The organism is Ruminobacter sp. RM87, assembly GCF_000701925.1.
Classification (GTDB): domain Bacteria; phylum Pseudomonadota; class Gammaproteobacteria; order Enterobacterales; family Succinivibrionaceae; genus Ruminobacter; species Ruminobacter amylophilus.
The window spans coordinates 40,146-63,936 of the sequence record NZ_JNKD01000010.1 but is presented as its reverse complement, the minus strand read 5'-3'; the positions used below and the strand labels follow the sequence as shown (position 1 = coordinate 63,936).

The window sequence follows — 23,791 nt, the reverse complement described above, 5'->3', positions numbered from 1 at the left end:
GAATTAAAGGCAAAACTTGAAGCTGAAAAGAAAGTGGCTGACGATTTGGCTGAGCAGAATAAGCTTAAGGAAAACAAACAATTATCTTTTGAAGAATTGAATGATTCTCATTATACTGTGCAGTTAGTTGCTACTTCAAAGAAGGCCGAGGCGGATCGTATTGCTAAATTGGTTGGTAATTCATGGGTTCTCTTCAGACAAAAGGATCAGCAGTACATAGTTATGTATGGCGATTTTAAAGACAGAAGTTCAGCAACGAAATCTATTTCTGGTTTGCCTGATGCAATTAAGAAAACAAAGCCATGGGCAAAAAATGTAGCTGCCGTTAAAAAGGAAATTCAATGAAATATATAATTGCTCCATCTATCTTATCAGCAGATTTGGCGCGTTTAGGTGATGATGTAAAAGAAGTATTGGATGCAGGAGCTGATGTTGTTCATTTTGATGTAATGGATAACCATTACGTGCCGAATCTTACGTTTGGACCTCAAATCTGCAGTGCCCTGCGCAAGTACGGAATTGAAGCTCCTATAGATGTTCATCTCATGGTAACACCAGTTGATGACTTGATTGGTTCATTTGCTGATGCCGGAGCAACAAGCATTACTTTCCATCCTGAAGCATCTAAGCATATTGACAGATCTCTTCAGCTTATCAAAAGTCGTGGATGCAAGGCTGGTTTAGCCTTGAATCCTGCCACACCTTTGAATGTGCTTGATTATGTATGGGATAAGCTCGATATGGTTGTGATTATGTCAGTAAATCCGGGATTCGGCGGTCAGAGTTTTATTCCAAGTGCTCTCAAAAAGATCAGTGCATTAAGAACCGCTGCTGTGAAAAACGGTAGAGATGATCTGATAATCGAGGTTGATGGTGGAGTTAAGCCAAATAATATCGGTGAGATAGCATCTGCCGGGGCTAATATGTTTGTGGCCGGTTCAGCTATTTTCGGTTCAGATGACTACAGAAAAGTTATATCTTCGATGCGTTCTGAACTGGAGAAAATCTAATGCATGAGCTTAGAGTTCCCCAACTTATTATGTTTGATCTTGACGGAACTCTGGCAGACACGGCGTGCCAGCTTGGACATGCTGTGAATGAGGCTCTTAAAGCAGTTGGCTATCCGGTGATTTCTATGGAAAGACTGAGAAGTTATATTGGTAATGGGGCCGCATTACTTGTTGCCAGAGCACTGGCTGGCAGGCGTGATATTGCATTGACTGATGTGGATGAGAAGTTACTGTCAGATGCTCGTAATGTTTTTAATGAAGCATATTTGTCATGTTGTGACTGTAAAGACTGCATTTATCCGGGTGTTTTTACAACACTGTCCTCACTGAAATCACTGGGAATAAAGTTAGCGGTGGTTACTAATAAGCCTCACAGGTTTATAGAGCCGGTTTTGGCACCGTCTGGTTTACTTGATTGCTTTGATTACTGGCTTGGCAGCGAAATCATTTCTGAAAAGAAACCGGATCCTGCTCCTTTGAATTATGTGGCCTCAATGCTTAATGTCAATGTGTATGATTCCTGGATGGTGGGGGATTCAATTAATGACGTTCAGGCGGCAGTAAATACCGGCATTCCCGGTATTGCCGTGACATATGGATATAATCAGGGAATTGATTTTAGAAAGGCCGGTGCCAGTCGGATTATAGATAGATTTTCAGATATTTCAGAAATAATAAGAGAGCTTAAATAGCTTCTTTTATTGTTCAATTAATAAGTTATAATACCATCTGAAAATTCAAGTTGTGTCAGGGACATGTGCTGTATCTGTGTCCTGAAAATTACATTAATAAAGTTCTGGTAGAAGGACTGTATAAATTAGGAATCTTTACTGTTATGAAAGAAATAGTGTTTAGTGCTGCTCAGCCGTCAGGTGAATTATCCATTGGTAACTACATTGGTGCATTGCGTCAATGGGTAAAAATGCAGGAACAGTACGATTGTGTATATAGTGTTGTTGACCAGCATGCCATTACGGTAAGACAGGATCCTGCAGCCCTGCATCAGGCAAGCTTTAATACTCTTGCGCTGTATCTGGCAATTGGCATCGACCCTGCAAAATGTACCCTGTTCCTACAGTCACATGTACCTGCTCACGCTCAGCTTTCATGGATTCTTAACTGTTATACACAGATGGGGGAACTGAGCAGAATGACTCAGTTTAAGGATAAGTCTCAGCGTTACGGCAACGCCGGTACTACAGCGGGCCTTTTTGATTATCCTGTACTTATGGCTGCAGACATTCTGCTTTATCAGGCAAGCCTCGTTCCTGTTGGAGAAGATCAGCTTCAGCATCTTGAACTTACAAGAGATATTGCATACAGATTCAATCAGTTATACGGTGATATTTTTGTACTGCCTAAGGGATTTGTTCCTGAATCTGGAGCTCGTGTAATGAGTCTTCAGGATCCTCATAAGAAAATGTCAAAGTCAGATGATAACAGAAATAATGTTATTACCATGCTCGAAGATCCTAAGAGTATTGTCAAGAAACTGAAGAAAGCTGTAACCGACAGTGATGAACCTCCTGTTGTTCGTTATGACTGGGAAAACAAGGCCGGTGTATCCAACCTGCTCGATTTAATGAGTGCCGTAACAGAAACTCCGGTAGCAGAACTTGAAAAGCACTTTGAAGGCAAGATGTATGGTCATCTTAAGACTGAAGTTGCAGATGCGGTTGTTGCTTTCCTTGAACCTGTTCAGCAGCGTTATAAGGAACTCCGTGCTGACGAGACTTACCTGCGTGAAGTATTGAAGACTGGTGCGGATAAGGCTTCAGCCAGAGCTCAGATTATTCTTGATAAGGTATACAAGGCTGTAGGTTTCATTTTATAGTTTCTAAACCTTAAATAGAGTTTATTACAGGACAACCGGTATGTGGAGAATTCTAGGTGGCTTATTGCTTATGGCTGTTATTGGCGGGATTCTTTTTGCCGTCAATTATTCATCGATTTTGAAATATCCGGTTGTCGCTAATGAAAATAATTCACTGATGGCGGTTAGAGTTGCCGAGGTCGAGTATTCTTCCACCGGTACTAAGCTTCCTCTTGTTGGCAGAGTACATGCCAATCGTTCTGTACAGATTACTTCAGAAGTTACCGGCAGAATATCCAAAGTTTTTGTCAAACCGACTCAGATGGTTAAGTCCGGAGATCTTTTAATTCAGCTGGAAAATGAGAGGCACAAGGCTTTACTGAAAGAATCAGAGATTGTTCTTAAGAATTATGAAAGACGTCTCGAAGTATCAGGAAAGCTGATAAACAAAGGTGTTGTCAGTCAGGATTCATATGAACAGCTCAGAGCTCAGGTAAAAGGTCAGGCCGCCGTCGTTGATGCGAGAAGAGCTGAACTAAACGAACGTGATATTCTGGCACCTTTTGAAGGAATACTGAGCCTTCACAACATTACTGCCGGCCAGCTGGTTAAACCCGGGGTTGTTCTGCTGCAGCTTGATGATATCAGTCAGGTTTATGTCGATTTCCCTATTCCCGAACGTTTCCTTTCAAAAGTTGTTGTAGGACAGGAAGTTACTGCAACCACTGATGCATGGCCCGGACATGTATTCAGAGGAAAGGTAAAACAGATAGATACACATGTGAATGTAGACACACTGGCTGTCAGTGTGCGTATCTATTTCGATAATCCTGAATTTAAGCTTCTTGACGGCATGATGCTTCAGGTAGCACTTAATCTTGCTTCGGAAAAGCTTCCGGTCGTTCCTCTTAAATCTCTTGTTTATGTTGGAGATGATCGTTTTGTTTACGTATTGAATGAAGATAACAGGGTATTCAGAAGAAAGGTTGCCTTAGGCCCCGTAAACGGAGCCATGATAGCTATAAATCAGGGACTTAGAGTTGGAACAACCATTGTTGTGGAAGGGGTAGACAGACTTCATGACGGCGATACTGTTTCTGTTATAAAGCAGGATGATATTGAAGCTCTTGGCGGTGAAGTTCCTCTGAAGAAGAAAGACAAGAACAATACCAGGGATCAGATGCTGTGATTTTAAGTGAAGTTTCTATAAAAAGACCGATATTCGCATCAGTGATGAGTCTTTTGTTACTGATATTCGGATTGGTTTGTTTTTTTAGACTTCCTGTACGTGAACTTCCTAATATTGACTATCCGTCTTTGACAATAGTAACCACGTATTCCGGAGCCTCTCCTGAGGTTATTGAATCCAAAGTTACCCGTATCATAGAGAATGAACTTTCCGGTATATCCGGAATCAATAAAATTACTTCAAACAGCAGAAGCGGTCGCTCCTGGATATCCATGGAGTTCAAAACCGGTAAAAACATGCTTGAAGCAGTGTCTGATGCCAGAGATGCTGTGTCCAGAGCCAGAAAAAAACTTCCTGACGATATTGATGAGCCAATGGTATCAAGAGACAGTGGTGACGGGGAAGTAGTACTCTGGCTTAATCTTTCCAGTTCAGTTGTCGACAGGGTAAAGCTATCAGATTATGCCACCAATGTTCTTGAGAAGAATCTGAGTCTTGTTGACGGGGTTTCCCAGATAGAACTTGTGGGAGCTCTTGAAAAAGTAATGTACGTACGCCTCATTCCTCAGAAGATGGCTGTTATGGGAGTGACAGTTGAGGATATAAAGAGGGCGATTGGCTATGAAAATATTGAACTTCCAAGTGGTGAAATACGTAATCAGGACATGGTGTTTCCAGTTCAGATTAAAAGAGTATATATTGATAACAAAACTTTCGAGCTGCTTCCTATACGTCATGACGGGATGGACAAGACAATTCGTCTGAGAGATGTGGCAACTGTTGAGGTTAAAGCCAAAAATGAGGAAAGTATCTACCATCGTAATGGTATTTCAAGTATAGGTATAGGTGTTATTCCTCAGTCAAATGCAAATCCTCTGGACGTGTCCAAAAATATCAGAAAGAAGGTTGAGGAACTTAAACAGTATCTGCCGGAAGGTTTTGTTCTTGATACGGATTTTGACAGCACTGTCTATATTCAGAATTCCATTACTGAAGTTTACGAAACTCTGGCAATAACGGTATTTCTGGTAATAGTTGTTTTATATCTGTTTATAGGTTCATGGAATACCACGCTGATTCCTGCACTTACGGTACCTATATCCCTGATATCTTCTTTTATAGGTGCGTATTTTTTGGGCTTTTCCATAAATATCATAACACTTCTAAGTCTTATTCTTGCCATCGGTCTTGTGGTAGATGATGCCATTGTTATGGTAGAGAATATTTCTTTTCATATCAAAAAAGGGGAGGGAGTTCTTGCTGCATGCTGGCGGGGATCGGGCGAAGTTGGATTTGCCATAGTTTCCACCTCGGTTGTTCTTATTATTATTTTTCTGCCTCTGGTTTTTATTCAGGGGGTTACCGGAAAAATGTTTATTGAATTTGCGGTTCTCCTTTCTTTAGCCGTATTCTTTTCAAGTTTTGTTGCTCTAACGCTGAGTCCGGCTCTGTGTGGTTTTGTGCTGAAAAAGAAAAAAGAGGGCAGGGGGATTTCAAATCTGATAGACAGGGTAATCAGAGCTATGGAAAATGTGTATGAACGTTTTCTGAGACAGATGCTTAGAAGAGTTTATCTGTACCCTTCAATTCTTCTGGCCATAATAGGTTTTATGGTGATTTTTTATCAGGTAATTCCTCATCAGTTAAGTCCCAGTGAGGACAGAGGCGTTGTTTACATATATGCCCTCGGCGAAGAGGGTGCCAGTATTCACAGAATGAAACGCAGTATGACTGCGTTGGAAGATGAATTGTTGCCTATGCTGGGGCAGGGGATTGTCAAGTCACTGAGTTTCAGTACCCCGTCTCTTGGACAGGGCTCGGATCAGAGTGGTTTTGTTGTTATTCAGCTTGAGGACTGGAACAGGAGAAGTGTTTCTTCAACGGAATTTATCAAGTTCCTGAATAAAAAATTAAAAAATATTGCTGATTTGAAGGTATATATATATCAGCCAGGGTTTAAGGGAACATCAGGCTCGCCAATTAAATACGTAATTAAAGGGAACAGCTTTGAGCAGATTAATGATTCTGTTCTGAAACTTATTAAAGATGCCAATGAAGCAGGATATATTATTAATGCGGACAGTAATTTCAGTGAGAGAACCCCAGAAATAGAAGCGGTAATAGACTACGACAGAGCTGCAGTACTCGGTGTAACCATGACGGATATTTCCAATGCTCTTCAGACATATCTGGGCGGTTCTACACAAACCTCGTTTGTTGAGAATGACAGTGAATACAATGTGTATATCCGTGCAGAAGAGAAATTGTTCAGAGATATTACTGACATAGCCTCTCTTAATATCAGAACAGATTCTGGTCAGATGGTATCTTTAGGAAGCGTGGCAGAATTCAAACTGGTGGCGAAAGCCAGAAAATTACCGCATTTCGACAGACAGAAAGCCATAACTATTTCAGCTCATCCTGCCGCTGATAAAAGTCTTGGAGAGGCTTTGGATTGGATGGACGCATGGTGTGCTAAGAATCTTGATAAAAGTATGAGCGTAGCGTTAAACGGTGAGTCACGCAATTTCAGGGACAGTGAAAATGAAATGATGATTGTTTTTTTACTGTCTGTTCTGGTCACTTATCTCGTTCTTGCGGCTCAGTTTGAAAGCCTTGTTCACCCTGTTGCAATTATGATTACCATTCCTCTGGGGATATTCGGCGGTCTTTTAGGTTTGTGGATAATGAAACTGTCACTTAACATATACAGTGAAATCGGTCTGCTGTTACTGGTGGGGATGGTTACTAAGAACGGTATTCTTATTGTTGAATTTGCCAATCAGCTCAGAAAAGGCAGTCCTGATCTGATAACTGCAACCATTAAGGCTTCGGTCAGACGTATTAAACCTATCTTAATGACTTCTCTTACAGCCATTATCGGCGCTGTTCCTTTGATAACGGCAACCGGCTCGGGGTTTGAAAGCAGAAGAGCAGTAGGTACGGTGATATTTTTTGGAATGAGTATAGCGACTGTTGTTACTCTTGTTGTACTGCCGGGTTTTTATTATCTTTTAGCAAGGTATACCAAAAATTCTGGGTATCACCAGGAACGTCTGTATAATGAGTTATCGGAAATAGAAAACAAAGACGGGCCGGTGACACACGAGGTTGACCATGTTGGCACTAAAAGTTAGATAATTGAATATTTATGCAAAAATATTGCATAAATATTAGAAGTGAGTATAATTCATAAACATGGATTATGATTGTTTTTTATAGTTTTTCGTTTGCTGAAAACACATTATGTTCGGTTGGCAAGATGATAACTGTAATAGTGTGGGGCATATCTGAATGTACGCCTGTTGAGTCCGTGCATAAGACTTGGATCTTTTGAAAATACACCGGACGTCGCAACAGGAATCCGAACGGCATCAGCTTGTGGTATTGCCGGTGTATTCAGTGTAAAATTGAGTTCTCGTGTAAGAGTATTCAACGCTTAAATGATAGTGAGGTTATAAATTCTTATGAGTAAAGTTACCAGAGCAGATTTTGACAAGTATTTAATGGGTGTTTACTGCCCGGCTCCGTTTGTAGCCGTAAAGGGTAGCGGCTCAAGATTTTGGGATGATGCAGGTAAGGAATATGTTGATTTCGGTGGCGGTATTGCCGTTAATGTTGTTGGTCACTGTCATCCTGAAATCGTTTCTGCATTGGAAGAGCAGGCTCATAAGCTGTGGCATATTTCAAATTACATGTGTACTGAACCGGCAATTACTCTTGCTAAGCATCTTGTTGAAAGTACTTTTGCTGACAAGGTATTTTTTGCAAATTCAGGCGGTGAAGCTAATGAAGCAGCCCTTAAGCTGGCACGTAGATATGCTTTTGAAAAATTCGGTAAGGAAAAGAGTCAGATTATTTCATTCTATAACAGTTTCCATGGCAGAACGCTGTTTGATGTTACCGTAGGCGGACAGGCTAAGTACTGTGAAGGTTTTGGACCTTTACCAGGGGATATCATTCATGCTGACTTTAATGATTTGGAACAGCTGAAGTCTCTAATTTCCAAGGAAAAGACCTGTGCTGTTATTATGGAACCTATACAGGGTGAAGGTGGAATTCTTCCTGCAACAGAAGAGTTTATTAAAGGTGTACGTCAGCTTTGTGATGAAAATGATGCCTTATTAATCTTTGATGAAGTTCAGACCGGTTTCGGAAGAACGGGGTGTCTGTATGCATACCAGCATTATCAGGTTGAGCCAGATATCCTTACTTCCGCAAAGGGACTGGGTGCAGGCATAGCTATCGGTGCAATGATGGCAAAGGATAAGGTTGCTTCAATATTCAAGCCTGGTTTACATGGAACCACATTTGGTTCTAATCCTTTGGCTACTTCCGTAGGCTGCAAGTCATTTGAACTTGTTAACAGACCAGAATTCTTAAAGGACGTAAATGTTAAGGCTGATCTGTTCAGAAAGCATTATGCTGAACTTAATGCCAAGTATGACTGCTTTAAGGAAGTTCGCGGTATAGGCCTGATGATTGGTGCTGAACTTAAGGATGAGACTCTGTTAAAGAAGATTACTTCAGAATGTCTGAATCAAGGTGTATTTGTGCTGACTGCAGGTCATAGCGTGATAAGAACCGTCCCTGCACTTAATATTACCACAGATGATATTAACGAAGGTTTTGCTCGTTTTGACAAGGCTCTGTCAGTAGTATTCGGCAAGTAATACAGGTATCTGATAATTGAAAAAGGATGAACAGCTTCGTGGCTGTTCATCCTTTTTTATGGTTCTATTAAAACGATACGCAAAATAAAACCCCCTCAAGTGAGGGGGTGAAATACCTTATGCTGTTGTATGATTAACGAGTGTTAAATACAACGATGGTCTTGCCATGAGCACTGATGATATTCTGCTCTTCCAGCATTTTAAGAATACGACCAACAGTTTCTCTTGAGCAACCTACGATCTGACCGATTTCCTGACGGGTAATCTTAATCTGCATGCCGTCTGGGTGAGTCATTGCATCAGGCTGGTGAGCCAGATTGAACAGAGTGCGCGCGATACGACCCTGAACATCAAGGAATGCAAGATTACCAACCTTGCCACTGGTCTTTGACAATCTGCGAGCCATCTGAGCACTTAAACGCATCAGAATTTCTGGATTTACCTGAATCAGCTGGCGGAACTTCTTATAAGAAATTTCTGCAATTTCGCAAGGACCTTTTGCACGAACCCAAGCAGTACGAACCGGATCTTCTGATTCATCAAATAAACCCAATTCACCGATAAAGTCACCCTGATTAAGGTATGAAAGAATCATTTCCTTTCCTTCTTCATCCTTAATTAAAACGGCAACTGACCCCTTAACGATATAGTAAAGGGTTTCAGCTTTTTCACCGGCATGAATCAAAGTGCTTTTTGCCGGATATTTGTGTACATGGCAATGAGAGAGAAACCATTCCTGAGTAGGATCTGATTGAGGTTTACCAAACATTCTTTATCCTTAATTTACGCTATCAACATTTATCAGGTGCGATATCAAAAGAAGCATCTTTTCATAAGCATGCTGTCTTTATAAAGTATAGATTTAATAACTAAATATACGTTCAATGAGAATAATACTCAAAATTTGCTAAAATTGCATTAGTATATTAAGATCTTTACGCTAAACATAATATATCCTGTGATATTAATCACTATAGTGTATTATATCATGCTGAGTAAAAAGTTGATAATCAGCATTTGTTTGTTTTGGCTTATCGGCTGGAATATACAGTTTGTAAATTTACATTTTTAAGAATAATTTTTCTGAATTTGGAGAAATTTTAAATGAGCATAGATTCATCCGCTCAGAATGTTGAACAGAATGAAAAAGAGTCTGTTTTGGATAATAATGTTATAACAACTGAATCATCTGAATTTGATGACATCAGACATTATCGTGATGATGAGGTTCAGGATGCCATTAAGAGTATTCTGGATAATGAAGAATTAGTAACAGGTATTTACAAGAGAATTTTTGGTTTTCTTCCGGATTTTCTGTCAAAATTAGGTAAGCCTTTTTTGAAATTTATCCTGAAACTTCGTTTTTCCAAGGTTAAAACTATTGCTCAGGTTCAGAATTATGTTGCAAGATTCATGAAAGGTATTATCAGAGATACCACTGATGGTTTTACCTGTAAGGGGTTTGAAAAGCTGGATCCTAAAAAGGGATATCTTTTTATTTCCAATCATCGTGATATTTCTCTCGACCCTGCATTTATTGATATGGCATGCTATTTCAATAATCTTGATACAGTTAAAATTGCAATAGGCGACAACCTGCTTCGCATGAAGGTGGCTACCGATCTGATGCGTCTGAATAAAAGTTTCATAGTAAAACGTTCGGTTCAGGGACGAGACAAACTTAAAGCCCTGGCTCATTTGAGTGAGTACATCGGTCGTTCAATTGAAGAAAACCATAATGTATGGATTGCCCAGAGAGAAGGTCGAGCTAAAGACGGAAATGACAAAACCGAAGAAGCGATCCTCAAGATGTTTTATATGTATGGAAAAAAGAAAAAACTGTCTTTTAAGGACTATGTGAAAACATTAAACATTGTTCCTGTTTCCATAACATATGAATTTGATCCTGGTGATCAGGCAAAGGCAAAGGAAATATTTGAAACAGAGAAAAACGGTACATATGTAAAATCTCAGTTTGAAGATATTGACAGTATCGTTGGCGGTATAAACGGTTATAAAGGTAGGGTAAATATCACTGCCGGCGAGCCTCTTTCAGGAGATTTTGAAACACCTGAAGAGCTTGCGCAGACAATTGATAACTTTATTTATTTGAATTATGCAATGTTCCCTTCCTGTCTTCTTTCAGCCGGCGTTGAAGATGGTGTCGCTCCTGAGGAAAAGAAAAAATTTGAAGAAAGAATGTCAAAAATTTCTCCTGAACTGCGTGATTATGTAAAGCGTATGTATGCGGCTCCATACTATAACCAGCAAAAGGTTAAGAAATCTTAAGCTGAACGTAATCTGATTAAATCCTCTTCTCTAATCTACTCGGGATTTAAAGAAGGGGATTTGTTTTTTTATAATAACTCTGATTTTTCCCTGTGGAATGTATTGTCTAAAACACGCAAGAAAAAGGGATGTTTTGCTAAACATCCCTTTCTTTTTTTTCTGCCGTATTTAAGCAGGAACGTATTTGCATTATAGTGCTGTTATTCTGCAGCAGGAATCTGGTATTCAGGATCTCTTTCAGTATCTATAACCAAAATATCAGTCTTGTTTATAAAGTTGAATTCTGTGGCTGTAGAAATTGTATAAGCTCCCATCATCTTGCCGACGATGATATCTCCGATATCAAGAGCAGGTAACTCAATGTTTTCTGCAATGATATCAATACTGTCACATGTAGGACCGGCAAGAACTGATTCATGTTTGTCACCATCTACGTAAGGAGTGAACTTAGGATAGATCACGTGATCGAAAATCTGACCGCTGTAGCTGCAGTAGACACCATCATCAAGATAGTACCATGGTTTATTGAATCTTTCTGCCTTGCCCACGACAGTGCATATGTTTATCATGGCTGGTGCACTCAGAAATCTTCCTGGTTCAGCGATAATCTTGATTTCTGATGGAATCTGCTTCAAAGCTTCACGGATTGGTGCACAGAAGTCGAAAATATTTGTACTTTCCGCTTTTTCATAATCAACAGGGAATCCACCGCCGATATCAAGAACTTTGAGTTCGATTCCTGAATCAGAAGCTTCTCTGATGATCTTGGCGCAGTCGTTAATAGCTTCAACATGCCTGTTTGCATTAGGTACTTGAGAACCTACATGGAATGAAAGGCCATGAATATTTAAACCTAAACTACCGGCAAGTTTGAGCAACTCAAGACAGTCTTCGGGAAGGACGCCGAATTTCTTTGATAGATCCACAGGTGTTTCCGGATTAGGAAAGCTCACCCTGATAAGAAGTTTTACTTCATCTTTGTACGGGATAAATTTTTTGGCTTCTTCCACGTTATCCACAACAAAAGTATTACAACCGTAATCTAAAGAATAACGGATGTCATTGTCTTTCTTGATAGGATGGGTGTGAATACACTGCATAGGATTGATCTTAAGAGATCTCACAAGATCAATCTCTCCCTTGGATGCCAGATCAAAGCAGGCTCCTTCTTCAAGAAGAGAAGAAACAACATCTTTGTTGGGAAGCGGTTTTAATGCGTAATGAAGAGTTACATCCGGCAGGGCTCGTGAGAGCTCCTGATACTGAAAACGAACGGTTGCCTTATCAAGTATCAATAAAGGTGAACCATGCTTATTAATAAGCTCGCGGTAATTAAGTTTGGTATTGAATAAATTGTTCATGGGCTTCTAGTAGCACCTCACAAATGGGTTTGCACCCCTGCCAAAAGATAGCTGTAGAGAAGAGGAGATTCGAAATCAGTCTGGTCTTCTCAATAAGCGTTAAAAATTTTTTTAGTTTGTGCATTATTGTGAAAAATGCAGTTTTGTGCAATAAATATTTTTGGATAAGTAAAAAAAAATAGAAAATTTTATAAAATATGTACTTTTTTATGAGTTAATATTGATTTTTTTATTAATAAAACATATGTGAATACACAACAGTTTTTGAAATTGATCACGATATTTGTCTGTTTTTAAAAACTAGAATGCATGAATTATGTTTAGATTAAATTCCGTGTAGACGGGAGAGCAGTTTTTAAAGGTTAATTCATAGAGAATAACTGTTTTGGCAGTATATTATTTAAAACTAAATAGAAATAAGGTTAACACAATTAAATGTATATTTTTTAACTTGTTTATGAATGATAGATCACATATTATGGAGTGATGCATTAGAGAAAAATTCTAAAAATTGATTAATTTGGCATAAGAATTTTGTTTTTTTTACATAAAATTATCATTGGTGTAATTTTTTTTGTATTTATCTCTCAAATATTTAACCCAAGTGTAACAAAGATTAAAAAAGTTATTAAAATTGGAAAGTGTGGATTATTATAAATTGAGTCTAACGGAGATTATTATGACTTATCTGAATATGACGGATACGTTGTACACAGGAGGTGGAAGCGTGACGTTTCAAAAAGTTTGTAATAACAAGGGCTTTACTCTACTAGAAATGATTGTGGCTATTGTTATTGCAGGAATTCTAATGTTGGTGGCTATACCTAACATGCGTGATTGGAAATTAGAGCAGGATCTTGCGACAAAGGCTGAAGCTGTAATTGCTGAATTTGATCTTGCAAGAACCACAGCCCAGCAGACTAATCAGCCAGTGACAATACAGCCAATTAACCAAAGGGACTGGAACAGAGGGTTTGGTACATTTATTAACTCTAACTTTGCTACGGGACGAGGAGATTTCACCGATAATGATGATTTCGTGTCTAATTTTGATATAACTGATAACAATATCAGATTTAGTGTCGGTACTGATGCACAAACAAATCCGAATGCAAATATTCGTTTTCTGCCGAATGGTATGTCTGGTCTGGTTGGGGCTGCTCAGACAGATGTTATGGCAGTTCAAGGCAACGTCACTGCAAGATTGTGTCGTGTTATATCCGGACGTGCTGTTACCTGGACCATAGTAATGAGAACATCTGGCGACACAACCAAACAAATGACACAGAACGCGACTGATTGCGTTGGCTACTGAGGTGATTTATGAATAGAAAGCAAAAAGGTTTCTCTTTACTGGAACTTCTCGTTTCAATGCTGATCGTGTCTGTTGCTATGCTGGGTTTTGCAGCTTTGCAGGCTTATAGTTCCAGAGCTTTAAGCAGTTCTTATGCCAGAACTTCTGAAACTGCAGTTTTTCAGGATTTTATTAAGTTGTTTCAGGTAAGTAACTACTCTGTAAGTAATTTAGCTTGGGGAGGAGAACAGGAGATTGATTTTAATTGCGCCAATGCAAAAACTCAATTGAGATATCAGGGACAGGCTGTTTCTCCTGTATCTGTTTTGGCAAATGGTGTTGAGGACGTTTGCACAAGGCTTGCTAGGTCTCCAGCCATTGTAAGTCAGGCTGTTAGGTTTAGATTGACAAGAAATTTGACAGCTCTCAGTAAATTAAATTCTTATCAGTTAACTATAAGTTTTGCGTATGTACCTAAGAAAAAGGGTGATCGTACTGATCAGAATGGCAATGACATAGTTGTATCTCTTGATAATTTGGATAACTACTGTCCGATAACGGGGAATGTTAATGATGAGATTCTTAATAAACGTCGTATAGAGCATGGAGTTGTGTGCAATAGAATTGAGGTGTTGTTATGATTTTATCAAACAAGAAGGGTTTTGGCTTAATAGAACTTATGATAAGCATATTGGTTGCCTCAATTATTGTTGCGGGATTATATCAGATGCTGACGTCAAGTATGTTGAATTTTGGTATATCCAGTGCTACAGGTCGTTCAGGAAAAAGTGCACGACAGGTGGATAACCTTGTTAATAATCTTATATTTCAGGCAGGGCACATGAACTACAGAAGATACGCTGAGAAAGCTAAATTTATGGCTGAGAGCTCAGCCTTTAGCTCAAATACTTTCTTCAGTAATACAGATGCATGGAGAAGAGATGTCTTTATCCATGGTGGTTCTTTATTCAATGGAAACAACAGTATTAAGTTCAGATTCTTTGGTTCTTCCTTAAGAGATGACGTTCGAGATGACAACGGGAACACTGTAGCAAACGGCTATACTTTTGACTGTCGAGGTATCAGTGTCCCTGATACTGTGGAATTGGAAATGCTTATTTTTGTGAACAATAATGGTCTTGTATGTGCACAGCATGCTCTTCAGGGGGACGCAGCCACTTGGGATATACCTGTCGGCACACCTCAGGTCATTGATGGTTCAATTGTAAGTATGAGAATTTTGTATGGTACTACTCGCACAGGTGAGGGTGATGCCTATTTTACTGCAGAATCCGTAGGTGATTTTTGGCCGTTTATAAATCTGGTTAAATATTCATTCGTTACATCACAGGAAACAGGTCAGAATGTAATTAAAGCTCAGAACACCAATAATGGCCGAGTTGAGTTGACTTTATTTGACCAAAATGAAATTAGCCCTAGTGGTCCGTGCCCTTCAGACGCCTTCTTTAATAAGTCAACTATGAATTATACCGGTTCACGCGTATGTGTAAACAATCCTGTATCTAATGATAATATGGGAAAATACGTTGTTCCAAATGATAGAACAACCAGAATGCACCGCATAATTTCAGGTACTGTTCCTTTGTTTAACGGTTCTAATTTTGAGTAAGGGAGATTCAATATTATGTTTATCAGAAATCAAAGAGGTGTGGCACTTGTTGTCGCATTGATGATAACGGTAATTATTGGAATTATTGCCGTTACTCTCGCAGGTGTTACTTCTAAAAGTCAGAAGAGTGACAACTCTTATTACGGTCGCGCACTGGGTTCAAATAGCGCTATTTCAGGTGTAAACAGAGCTATAAATTTCTTGTCCGCAACCAGCAATGTAAAGGATTTTTCTAAAAGAGCTGATATGTTTAAAAAGGAGGGAACTCCCTCTGTATCTCAGTGGACTATTGACGGTAGCTTAGTTAATACTGCTGATTTTTTCAGAGGTATTAAACGGCTTAGGAATAATAATGAGGTTAATTCTCAGAATAATCCGTGGTATAGAAATGCCTCTGAATGGGATGCTAGTTTATGCCCTAATAATAATTGTGTTGTTCTAAATAATGGAACAACAATCTATTACATTGAACAGAGAGAGATTCGTCCTTGCGACGCTACTGGTTCGGAATGTAATTTCAATTATGAATATTATCGAATCACCTCAAGAGGACTTGACAGAGTAGGTAATAACCGTTCAGCAGCTATAGTACAGACACATGTTAGAGTTAGAGTACCAAAAGTAGATTAATGTGTATGGAGGGTAATATGGTAGATTTAAATAATAGAAAGGGGTTCACCTTAATTGAGTTACTGATAACCATTGTTATTGTTGGTATTTTGTCTATGATTGCTGTTCCTTCATATCGTAGTTATGTTGTACAGGCTAGAAGATCTGATGCTGAACAGGAATTAACAAAGTTGGTAAGTGCGTTTGAAAACTGTTTTTCACTAAATAACACATATGCCAATTGCGTTGACAATAATGTTAATCCTTTGCCTGATAGCGTTAGTAATTATTATAATTATCAACAGTTTATTTCAAATAATGGTAATGAGTATTTTATTACTGTACAGGCCAGAGGATCTCAGACTAGAGATGTGCAGGCTTGCCAAACATTAACAATTAACAGTTTAGGAAGAAAATTTTCAAACTGTTCAACTGATGCGTGTAGAGGACAATCAGCTGATTCAAATCATTGCTGGTAGTATTTAAGTAATAAAGTACAAATAACTAAAAGCCTGTTGCTAATCAAAGTGATTGATAACGGGTTTTTTTGTATATGATTTGAAGTGAGCCTGTAACTTTAATTAATAAAAAGTTCCTAAAGTCTGGCTACCCTAAAAAGAAATCGTTAGACGCAAAAAGGAAAGAATCATTTTAAATGTTTCTTTCCTTTCTGGTGATTTTAGAATTTCAGTATGAAAGTCTCTTCCATAAGGTAATTGTATATACCGTCTAATCCGCACATTGATGCATATTAATCATCATTTGTGAGTATTTCCAATCTGTATCTTGCGGTATTATCCAATGCCAGTGATTTTGTGATTTCCGGAAGAATTATCTCAAGTTTGTCCATTAAATTATACGGGGCATTGCAGATAATCATTCCTGAACCATGCATACCCATTAATGTGTCTTGTGCACATACCGTAAACTCGGCTTTAATGGTACGTTTTATGTTGATCTTTGTAAGGCTTCTTACAAGTTCGTAGCTGTGGTCACTGGCTTTTCCCAATAACGGGTACCAGATGGCATATACACCCTGTGCAAATTTCCCATAGGCCTTTTTGACAATGCTGACGGTATGTTTATAATCATTTTCGAGTTCATATGAAGGGTCTATAAAAATAAGACCTCTGCGTATGGCTGGTGGAAGTAAAGCCAACACACCTTCTTCAGCGTCACGATGGTGTACATGGCAGTATTTGTAATGATAAAGGTTGTATTTCAGGTTGTCGTATTCTGTCGGGTGCAATTCTAAAAACTGTGCATTATCAGCTTCATCAAGCATCTGTGCAGCAATCATGGGAGAACCTGGATAGTATTTAAGAGTTTCCTCGCCATCGTTTACTGTATTCAGAATCTTATAGTAATCAGGAACTTCTCTTAGCAGTAACTCATTGTTCAAAATTTTGTTAATGCCGTTTTTATATTCTGAGGTCTGTTGACTCCAGGCGCTTTGTAGAGAATAGGCCCCGGCACCGGAATGGGTATCTATGTAACTTAGTGGTTTCCCCTTCTGTTTTAACTGACGCAGAATAAGACATAAAACCATGTGCTTCAGCACATCTGCGTGGTTTCCGGCATGAAATCCGTGTCTATAACTTAGCATAATTCTATTCCTGTTCTTAATCTGTATTCTGATATTGATTAAATTCGTTTGTTTGCTGTTCTAACAGTTCACTTTTTTCCATCCACAGCATTTCAGCTTCTTCAAGTTCAGAGGATACTTTGCTCTGTTGTAGAAGGACCTTCTGGAGTTCATCCTTGTGTTCAGCATTATATATGCTTTCATCCGTAAGTTGAATTTCAAGCTGTTTCTTTTCGGAGGTTAGTTTTGTTATTTTTTTATCAAGATTTTCAATTTCTTTCTTTAAAGGACGAAGTCTTTCTCTGAATTCTGCTTCCAGTTTTTTCTGTTCTTTGGATTTAAATGCTGACTTTGAACTGCTTTTACCTTCATCCTGAGATCTGCTGAGTTCTTTTTTCTGCTGTTCGTTCTTCTTGTCAAGTTCAACCAGATAGTTGTGGTAGTCATCCAAATCACCATTAAACTGTGAAACTTTACCTTCGCTTACAAGATAAAATTCATTTGTTGTTGTTTTCAGAAGGTGTCTGTCATGAGAAACAACTATTAAAGCACCTTTGAAGTCGGACAGAGCTAGAATGATTGCCTCTCTCATATTGAGATCAAGGTGGTTGGTCGGTTCGTCAAGCAGTAATAAATTTGGTCTTTGCCAAACAATGAGGGCAAGAACAAGTCTTGCCTTTTCACCACCGCTGAAATGTTCAACTTTATCCAGGGCTTTGTCTCCGCTGAAGCCAAAGCCTCCCAGGAAGGACCTAAGCTCCAGTTCCTTATGATTATCGGCAAGCTTTGTAAGGTGTGATAATGGTGTACCATCATTATCCAGATATTCCAGCTGATGCTGGGCAAAGTATCCTACTTTTATCCCCTTGGCTATTTCTACTGAGCCCCCAAGTGGAGGTAAAGTTCCTGCAATGGTCTTTATAAAGGTGGATTTACCGGCTCCGTTTCTACCGAGAAGGCCAATTCTGGATCCTGGAACAAGGTTGATTTTGACATCTGTAAGGACGGTTTTATCAGGGTATCCAGCACTTAAATTTTCCATTCTTACAAGTGTTTGAGGAAGTTCAGTGCTGTCTCTGAATTCGAAAGAAAAAGGTGAATCGTAGTGAGCAAGTACGATTCTTTCCATTTTTTCCATTGCTTTCAGACGACTCTGGGCCTGTTTCGCTTTTGTTGCCTTGTACCTGAATTTATCTACAAAAGCTTGAAGATGTGCCAGCTGAGCCTGCTGTTTTTCGTAGAGAGCCTGCTGAAGATTAATTTTGTGGGCTCTTTCTTCTTCAAAGCTTGTAAAATTACCTGTATACATGTTCAGTTTCTGATTTTCCATATGGATGATATGGGTACATATATTGTCAAGAAAATCCCTGTCATGTGAAATGATAATCAGTGTTCCGCTGTAGTTCTTGAGCCAGTCTTCAAGCCAGATTACAGTATCCAGATCGAGGTGGTTCGTCGGTTCGTCAAGAAGTAGCAGGTCTGATGGGCATAAAAGGGCCTGAGCAAGATTCAGACGCATTCTCCATCCACCTGAAAAGTTTTTAACTGGACTGTTGTATTCTTCCTGACTGAATCCCAAACCTGTAAGCAGTGTTTCTGCACGGCTTTTGATAGTGTATGCTCCGATATTTTCAAGTTCTGCATGTATTTCCGCCATGGCCATGCCATTGTGTGAGTTTTCTGCATCCTCCATCATCTTCTGCAGATTTCTGTATTTGGTGTCACCATCAATTACATAATCAAGAGCACTTTTATCAAGTCCGGGGGTTTCCTGCGCCACAGAACTTATAACCCATCCGTTAGGGATAATTATTTCTCCTGATTCAGGTGATAATTCTCCTTTTATGGCTGCAAATAGTGTTGATTTACCACACCCGTTACGCCCTACAAGGCCGACTCTTTTGTGAGGGTATATTGTGGCAGTTGCGTCTTTAAGCAGGGAGTTTGTCCCACGCATTATTTCCAGATTATTGATGTAGATCATGATATTCGTTTAATTCTGATTTAAGCACATATAACGCTGATACGTGATATGGTTGCTTATGCATTATGTTGTACCGGAAACGTCTTTAACAGTGTCCGGTATTGCCTAAAATAAAAAGTAATAATGTACAGAGGTATGTATTAAATTTTCTGCAAGCTAATATATCATATACTTTAAATAAAGATAAGTTTATGTTCTGTTGGAGTTCGTGGGCAGGAACTTATTAAGTTATTGTAAGAATTATTTTTTACAGAAGTAAAAGAGTTGATTACAAGGAAGTAAGCTGTCACACTGCAAAAAATATCAGTATTACCTAACGCGTTTCTTTTTGATGATATATTCCTTCAAATTGACGGTAGATGATACTTTTAGATTGAAACACAAGGTGAGAGTTCAGAAAGTAATTTGTGTACAGAGATAAATTTAAAGAACGAACTTAAAGTATTAATACAATTCATTATGTTATAATCAGCGAGGTTTGTCTAAATTGGTTAAAATGATTTGCTGAGATTATTCATTTATGAAAATTACCTCTAATACTGTAGTATCAATTGATTACATTGTTACTGATGAAAATGGTCAGGTTCTTGACACCACTAATGGTCAGGATGCCATGGAAGTTCTTATCGGTCATTCAAATATTGTTCCCGGTCTTGAAGATGCACTGATGGGTAAGGAAAAAGGGGACAGGATTGATGTTCTTGTTCAGCCGGACAGAGCATACGGAATCAGACACCCTGAATTAATTCAGGAAATTGACATCAATATGTTTGAAGGCATGGAACTTAATGTCGGTGACAGTTTCCTTGCTGATACAGACATGGGAAAGAAGCCTATTGTCGTGAAGGAAATCAAGGGAGATACTGTTGTGGTTGACGGAAATCATCCTCTTGCCGGTATGACTCTTAAGTTTATGGTTGACATTATTGATGTAAGACAGGCTACAGATTCAGAAATTGAACATGGCCACGTTCACGGTGCGCACGGCTGCTGTCACGGACATGATGACGATCATGAATGCTGCGGCAAGCATCATCACGACCATGATGGAGAACATGAATGCTGCGGCAAACATCATCATGACCACGACGATGAGCACGAATGCTGCGGTAAGCATCATCATGAACATGATGAAGAACATGAATGCTGCTGTCACAAGCATGATCATGAGTAATAAGTAACGCTTTAAGTCAAAGCTTGCTTCTCTGATATGGAATTTTAGAGGACACAATGAATTTGTGTCCTTGTTTTTATTACACACATAGTTATACTCCTTATGAAATACATTATTAAGTTTTTCCCTGAAATCATCGTAAAAAGCAAATCTGTCAGACAGGAAATGTCAAAGGTTCTGCAGCGAAATATCAGAAACGTGCTCAACAGAGCTTCTGTCAAGGTTAAAATTCAGGACTGCTGGGATAAGCTTGTAGTTCGTTTAGATGAAGAAAGCCCTTGTTCTAAAACTCCTGCCGAGATCGCCGAATTCCTTTGTCGTATTCCCGGAATTCATACGATTCTGGAATCTGAGGAATATGAATATTCTTCAATGCATGATATATACGAGAAGGTAGCTGCCGTATACGGTTTAAAGATTCAGGATAAAACTTTCTGTGTACGTGTAAAAAGAAAAGGAAATCAGGATTTTAAGTCTATTGATGTTGAAAAATACGTAGGTGGCGGTCTTAATCAGAATTTCAGTTCAAAGGGGGTTAAACTGAAAAATCCTGATATGACCATAAATCTTGAAATTGACAATAACCGCATGTTTCTTATTACTTCCGTTTATCAGGGAATGGGAGGATATCCGCTGTCTACTCAGGAAGAGGTTCTGAGTCTTATCTCCGGCGGTTTCGATTCCGGAGTTTCTTCATATATGTTCATAAGACGAGGCTGTCGTGTGCATTACCTGTTCTTTAACATGGGGGGCAACGCTCATGAAATAGGTGTTAAGCAGGAAAGTTACTATATCTGGGATAAATTCTCTTCATCTCACAAGGTTCGTTTTATCAGTGTTCCGTTTGAAAAGATGGTCGGTGAAATTCTTACTAAAACGGATCACAGTGTAAGAGGTGTGATTTTAAAACGCATGATGATGCGTATTGCATCCATAATAGCCAAAAAGCTTGGCGCCGGTGCTCTGGTTACTGGCGAAAGCGTCGGACAGGTGTCAAGTCAGACACTTACCAATCTGTCTGTGATAGACAGAGTAACTGATACTCTGATTCTTAGACCTTTGGTCGTGACCGACAAGCAGGACATCATTGATAAGGCAAGAGAGATTGGTACCATCCATTTTGCGGAAACGATGCCTGAATACTGTGGAGTTATATCCGATCGTCCGACAGTCAAAGCAGATATCAATTTTGTTGAGTCTGAAGAAAGCAAGATTGACATGTCTCTTATTGATGAACTTGCTGAAGCATCAAAATGGATGGATATAAGGGATATTCCAGAAGATACAAAGGAAATGATTGGCGGAGATGTGGAAATTACTGATTATGCAGCAAGCAATGAAGTAGTTGTTGATATCAGAGCTCAGGATGAAATCGATGCAAAACCTCTGGTGACAGATAAACCACATCTGACAATTCCGTTCTTTAAGATCTCTTCCGTATTTAAAGATCTTGATCAGACAAAAACCTATCTCCTGTACTGCGACAAGGGAGTTATGAGCAAGATGCAGGCCATGTATCTAAAGGATCAGGGCTTCCAGAATGTCAAGGTATATCGTCAGAGAGAAAAACAGCAGAGCTGCTGTGCTCTTTAAGTATCTGCTGCAACTTCCGGATACAATGAAACAAATTTTCCGGAAGGTGTTAATATGACACAGGTAATAATATGAATGAAAAAAGACCGGTGTGCCGGTCTTTTTCATCTTCTTTAAAATTAAGCGGTAATATCATGAGTATAGAGCATTCCTGATGCAACTTTGTTAGCTGTATCCACATCTTTGAGAACAGCTAGAATTGTGAAGGCAAATTTTGCCGCAAAAGCAGGCCCCTGAGCTGTAATAATCTTATTAACAGGGTCTATAACCACATCCTTGTCTGATTTGACGGGAATTTCATCAGTGGTTCCAGGATAACCGGTTGCCACAGTAGTGTTGTCAAGGATACCATGATGAGCCAGAACAAATCCCGGAGCGGCGCAGATAGCAGCAATAAGGGCTCCACGTTCTCTTTGTTTTTTTAGAATGTTCCCTACAAGCTCTGATTTTCTGCAGTTTATGGAACCGTCATATCCACCAGGTACAACTACAACATCATAATTATCATTGGCATTTTTGAGCAGAATATCGGTCTTAATGGTCAGACCGTGGGCTGTTGATATTTCAGTTGAAGAGTCTGATACGGCTGCTGTGGTAACTTTTATTCCTCCTCTGGATAGAATATCAGTTACGGAGATGGTTTCCACATCCTCCGCACCGTTAGCCATAATTACAAGAGCTGAGGTCATAAGAACTCCTTAATCACATGTTTTTCAGTTTCTGATAAAGATTATCTATACATGGAGTTTTTATACCATAAATTTTGGCTTTTTTGATTAAAATTCCTAAAATGTAATCAATTTCTGATAATCTGCCGTAATAATAGTCCTGCTGCATGGATGAATAGTTTGTTCCCGTGTTTGCCGCTACGGTTTCAACACGGCGCTGCAGACTTTCAGAAGAGTCATTGAGTCCTAATTTTCTGAGGACAGGAGTTATTTCGGTTATGATATTCTTAATAATTTCCGGATCGCGCAGAATTTCGGCATTCACGCAGTTTCTTATGGCTGTTACAGGGTTGATTACGGCATTTACTGCCAGTTTTCTCAGAAGCTCGTCATAAATGGCATCAGTATATGTTCCTGAAGGAAGACTTTTTACAAAATATCTTATAACTTCGGTTTCTTTTGCGTGTTTCAGAGGTCCTACGTAGGTGGTACCCAGTCCTTTTTCAAATACACTGTACTTTTTATGAGTTGCACCGTTTGAGGTGGAAGCCAGATAAAGTCTGTTTTCGTGAGTCAGCTTTTTTAATTCTTCCTGGGCTCCGAAACCGTTAACCATAAGAATAACCGGCGTTTTACGATTCAGATGAGGAGCTATGTCTCTGATGATTTTGGCGACAGAGAATGCTTTCACAGTGATAATGATTAAATCAGCAGCTTTTACAAAGGACTCAGGATACACCCCTTTGGAACATCTGTATGTTGTCCCGCTGTTTATTGATTCACAGGAACAGGTAACACGTTTTTCTTTTTTGATTCTGGTATCAATAAAACAGGTTTTAAACAAACCTTTGCGTCTGAGCAGTTCGGCTGTCAACTGACCGATACTTCCTGCTCCTATAATGCAGGCCACTGGTTTCCC

The 23,791-nt window shown here is 39.2% G+C and carries 21 protein-coding genes; 15 read left to right on the top strand and 6 right to left on the bottom strand.

Going from position 1 to position 23,791, the window contains the following annotated elements:
- From T489_RS0104240 to T489_RS0104210, 7 genes are all read left to right on the top strand, one after another.
- Positions 1-345: SPOR domain-containing protein (locus T489_RS0104240; protein WP_031578808.1), on the top strand; the 345-nt coding region annotated here is incomplete at its 5' end.
- On the top strand, positions 342-1,010 hold the full coding sequence (gene rpe, locus T489_RS0104235) for a ribulose-phosphate 3-epimerase (protein WP_031578807.1): 669 nt from the start codon (positions 342-344) through the stop codon (positions 1,008-1,010). The genes T489_RS0104240 and rpe, both read left to right, overlap by 4 nt.
- A complete protein-coding gene (locus tag T489_RS0104230; protein WP_031578806.1) occupies positions 1,010-1,702 on the top strand; it encodes an HAD-IA family hydrolase in 693 nt (230 codons plus the stop codon). Before rpe ends, T489_RS0104230 begins: the two co-directional genes overlap by 1 nt.
- Before the next feature lie 143 nt (positions 1,703-1,845).
- On the top strand, positions 1,846-2,844 hold the full coding sequence (trpS, locus tag T489_RS0104225; protein ID WP_031578805.1) for a tryptophan--tRNA ligase: 999 nt from the start codon (positions 1,846-1,848) through the stop codon (positions 2,842-2,844).
- A gap of 40 nt (positions 2,845-2,884) precedes the next feature.
- Positions 2,885-4,012: an efflux RND transporter periplasmic adaptor subunit gene (locus T489_RS0104220; protein WP_084155396.1), complete on the top strand. Its 1,128-nt coding sequence runs from the start codon at positions 2,885-2,887 to the stop codon at positions 4,010-4,012.
- The gene (locus tag T489_RS0104215; protein WP_051621773.1) at positions 4,009-7,149 is read left to right on the top strand and encodes an efflux RND transporter permease subunit; all 3,141 of its coding nucleotides are present in this window, start codon (positions 4,009-4,011) and stop codon (positions 7,147-7,149) included. Before T489_RS0104220 ends, T489_RS0104215 begins: the two co-directional genes overlap by 4 nt.
- Before the next feature lie 330 nt (positions 7,150-7,479).
- A complete protein-coding gene (locus T489_RS0104210; protein WP_031578802.1) occupies positions 7,480-8,685 on the top strand; it encodes an acetylornithine/succinyldiaminopimelate transaminase in 1,206 nt (401 codons plus the stop codon).
- A gap of 133 nt (positions 8,686-8,818) precedes the next feature.
- On the opposite strand, the gene crp is transcribed toward T489_RS0104210, so the two are convergent.
- Positions 8,819-9,454, bottom strand: coding sequence for a cAMP-activated global transcriptional regulator CRP (crp, locus tag T489_RS0104205; RefSeq protein ID WP_031578801.1), 636 nt, complete (start codon positions 9,452-9,454; stop codon positions 8,819-8,821).
- A 335-nt stretch (positions 9,455-9,789) separates the two neighbouring features.
- Between crp and T489_RS0104200 the strand changes: the two genes are divergently transcribed.
- Positions 9,790-10,974 (top strand): 1-acyl-sn-glycerol-3-phosphate acyltransferase, encoded by a 1,185-nt coding sequence (locus T489_RS0104200; RefSeq protein ID WP_084155395.1) that lies wholly within the window; start codon positions 9,790-9,792, stop codon positions 10,972-10,974.
- Between the two features lie 200 nt (positions 10,975-11,174).
- On the opposite strand, the gene T489_RS0104195 is transcribed toward T489_RS0104200, so the two are convergent.
- On the bottom strand, positions 11,175-12,335 hold the full coding sequence (locus T489_RS0104195) for a type III PLP-dependent enzyme (protein ID WP_031578799.1): 1,161 nt from the start codon (positions 12,333-12,335) through the stop codon (positions 11,175-11,177).
- A 679-nt stretch (positions 12,336-13,014) separates the two neighbouring features.
- Between T489_RS0104195 and T489_RS0104190 the strand changes: the two genes are divergently transcribed.
- From T489_RS0104190 to T489_RS14110, 5 genes are read left to right on the top strand one after another with little or no spacing between them, the layout of a single operon-like run.
- Entirely contained in the window at positions 13,015-13,650 is a 636-nt protein-coding gene (locus T489_RS0104190) for a GspH/FimT family pseudopilin (protein WP_031578798.1), read from the top strand.
- An 8-nt stretch (positions 13,651-13,658) separates the two neighbouring features.
- Positions 13,659-14,270, top strand: a complete 612-nt coding sequence (locus T489_RS0104185; RefSeq protein ID WP_031578797.1) for a type IV pilus modification PilV family protein — start codon at positions 13,659-13,661, stop codon at positions 14,268-14,270.
- Complete coding sequence (locus T489_RS0104180) at positions 14,267-15,259, top strand: PilW family protein (protein ID WP_031578796.1); 993 nt, start codon at positions 14,267-14,269, stop codon at positions 15,257-15,259. The genes T489_RS0104185 and T489_RS0104180 overlap by 4 nt, the downstream gene beginning before the upstream one ends.
- A gap of 15 nt (positions 15,260-15,274) precedes the next feature.
- Entirely contained in the window at positions 15,275-15,889 is a 615-nt protein-coding gene (locus tag T489_RS0104175; RefSeq protein ID WP_031578795.1) for a pilus assembly PilX family protein, read from the top strand.
- Positions 15,890-15,906: 17 nt separating this feature from the next.
- Positions 15,907-16,347 carry a type IV pilin protein gene (locus T489_RS14110; RefSeq protein WP_051621772.1) on the top strand — a complete coding sequence of 147 codons (441 nt, stop codon included), beginning with the start codon at positions 15,907-15,909 and terminating at the stop codon, positions 16,345-16,347.
- Between the two features lie 272 nt (positions 16,348-16,619).
- On the opposite strand, the gene T489_RS0104165 is transcribed toward T489_RS14110, so the two are convergent.
- Positions 16,620-17,474, bottom strand: coding sequence for a 23S rRNA (adenine(2030)-N(6))-methyltransferase RlmJ (locus T489_RS0104165; protein ID WP_031578793.1), 855 nt, complete (start codon positions 17,472-17,474; stop codon positions 16,620-16,622).
- 16 nt (positions 17,475-17,490) lie between these two features.
- Positions 17,491-19,437 carry an ABC transporter ATP-binding protein gene (locus tag T489_RS0104160; protein ID WP_031578792.1) on the bottom strand — a complete coding sequence of 649 codons (1,947 nt, stop codon included), beginning with the start codon at positions 19,435-19,437 and terminating at the stop codon, positions 17,491-17,493.
- 520 nt (positions 19,438-19,957) lie between these two features.
- On the opposite strand from T489_RS0104160, the gene T489_RS0104155 reads away from it, so the two are divergent.
- Complete coding sequence (locus T489_RS0104155) at positions 19,958-20,611, top strand: FKBP-type peptidyl-prolyl cis-trans isomerase (protein ID WP_031578791.1); 654 nt, start codon at positions 19,958-19,960, stop codon at positions 20,609-20,611.
- Positions 20,612-20,713: 102 nt separating this feature from the next.
- Complete coding sequence (gene thiI / locus T489_RS0104150) at positions 20,714-22,204, top strand: tRNA uracil 4-sulfurtransferase ThiI (protein ID WP_031578790.1); 1,491 nt, start codon at positions 20,714-20,716, stop codon at positions 22,202-22,204.
- Between the two features lie 119 nt (positions 22,205-22,323).
- On the opposite strand, the gene T489_RS0104145 is transcribed toward thiI, so the two are convergent.
- Positions 22,324-22,893 carry a DJ-1 family glyoxalase III gene (locus T489_RS0104145; RefSeq protein WP_031578789.1) on the bottom strand — a complete coding sequence of 190 codons (570 nt, stop codon included), beginning with the start codon at positions 22,891-22,893 and terminating at the stop codon, positions 22,324-22,326.
- Positions 22,894-22,906: 13 nt separating this feature from the next.
- Positions 22,907-23,782 (bottom strand): ketopantoate reductase family protein, encoded by an 876-nt coding sequence (locus T489_RS0104140; protein WP_198020412.1) that lies wholly within the window; start codon positions 23,780-23,782, stop codon positions 22,907-22,909.
- Positions 23,783-23,791: the final 9 nt, after the last annotated feature.

What these genes read in the sequence shown, in the direction of transcription:
- T489_RS0104220 (WP_084155396.1), top strand. Translation starts at nt 2,885, where the DNA reads ATGTGGAGAATTCTAGGTGGCTTATTGCTTATGGCTGTTATTGGCGGG.
- T489_RS0104175 (WP_031578795.1), top strand. Translation starts at nt 15,275, where the DNA reads ATGTTTATCAGAAATCAAAGAGGTGTGGCACTTGTTGTCGCATTGATG.
- T489_RS0104190 (WP_031578798.1), top strand. Translation starts at nt 13,015, where the DNA reads ATGACTTATCTGAATATGACGGATACGTTGTACACAGGAGGTGGAAGC.
- trpS (WP_031578805.1), top strand. Translation starts at nt 1,846, where the DNA reads ATGAAAGAAATAGTGTTTAGTGCTGCTCAGCCGTCAGGTGAATTATCC.
- T489_RS0104185 (WP_031578797.1), top strand. Translation starts at nt 13,659, where the DNA reads ATGAATAGAAAGCAAAAAGGTTTCTCTTTACTGGAACTTCTCGTTTCA.
- T489_RS14110 (WP_051621772.1), top strand. Translation starts at nt 15,907, where the DNA reads ATGGTAGATTTAAATAATAGAAAGGGGTTCACCTTAATTGAGTTACTG.
- T489_RS0104180 (WP_031578796.1), top strand. Translation starts at nt 14,267, where the DNA reads ATGATTTTATCAAACAAGAAGGGTTTTGGCTTAATAGAACTTATGATA.
- crp (WP_031578801.1), bottom strand. Translation starts at nt 9,454, where the DNA reads ATGTTTGGTAAACCTCAATCAGATCCTACTCAGGAATGGTTTCTCTCT.
- T489_RS0104165 (WP_031578793.1), bottom strand. Translation starts at nt 17,474, where the DNA reads ATGCTAAGTTATAGACACGGATTTCATGCCGGAAACCACGCAGATGTG.
- T489_RS0104145 (WP_031578789.1), bottom strand. Translation starts at nt 22,893, where the DNA reads ATGACCTCAGCTCTTGTAATTATGGCTAACGGTGCGGAGGATGTGGAA.
- T489_RS0104195 (WP_031578799.1), bottom strand. Translation starts at nt 12,335, where the DNA reads ATGAACAATTTATTCAATACCAAACTTAATTACCGCGAGCTTATTAAT.
- T489_RS0104155 (WP_031578791.1), top strand. Translation starts at nt 19,958, where the DNA reads ATGAAAATTACCTCTAATACTGTAGTATCAATTGATTACATTGTTACT.
- rpe (WP_031578807.1), top strand. Translation starts at nt 342, where the DNA reads ATGAAATATATAATTGCTCCATCTATCTTATCAGCAGATTTGGCGCGT.
- thiI (WP_031578790.1), top strand. Translation starts at nt 20,714, where the DNA reads ATGAAATACATTATTAAGTTTTTCCCTGAAATCATCGTAAAAAGCAAA.
- T489_RS0104160 (WP_031578792.1), bottom strand. Translation starts at nt 19,437, where the DNA reads ATGATCTACATCAATAATCTGGAAATAATGCGTGGGACAAACTCCCTG.
- T489_RS0104210 (WP_031578802.1), top strand. Translation starts at nt 7,480, where the DNA reads ATGAGTAAAGTTACCAGAGCAGATTTTGACAAGTATTTAATGGGTGTT.
- T489_RS0104200 (WP_084155395.1), top strand. Translation starts at nt 9,790, where the DNA reads ATGAGCATAGATTCATCCGCTCAGAATGTTGAACAGAATGAAAAAGAG.
- T489_RS0104230 (WP_031578806.1), top strand. Translation starts at nt 1,010, where the DNA reads ATGCATGAGCTTAGAGTTCCCCAACTTATTATGTTTGATCTTGACGGA.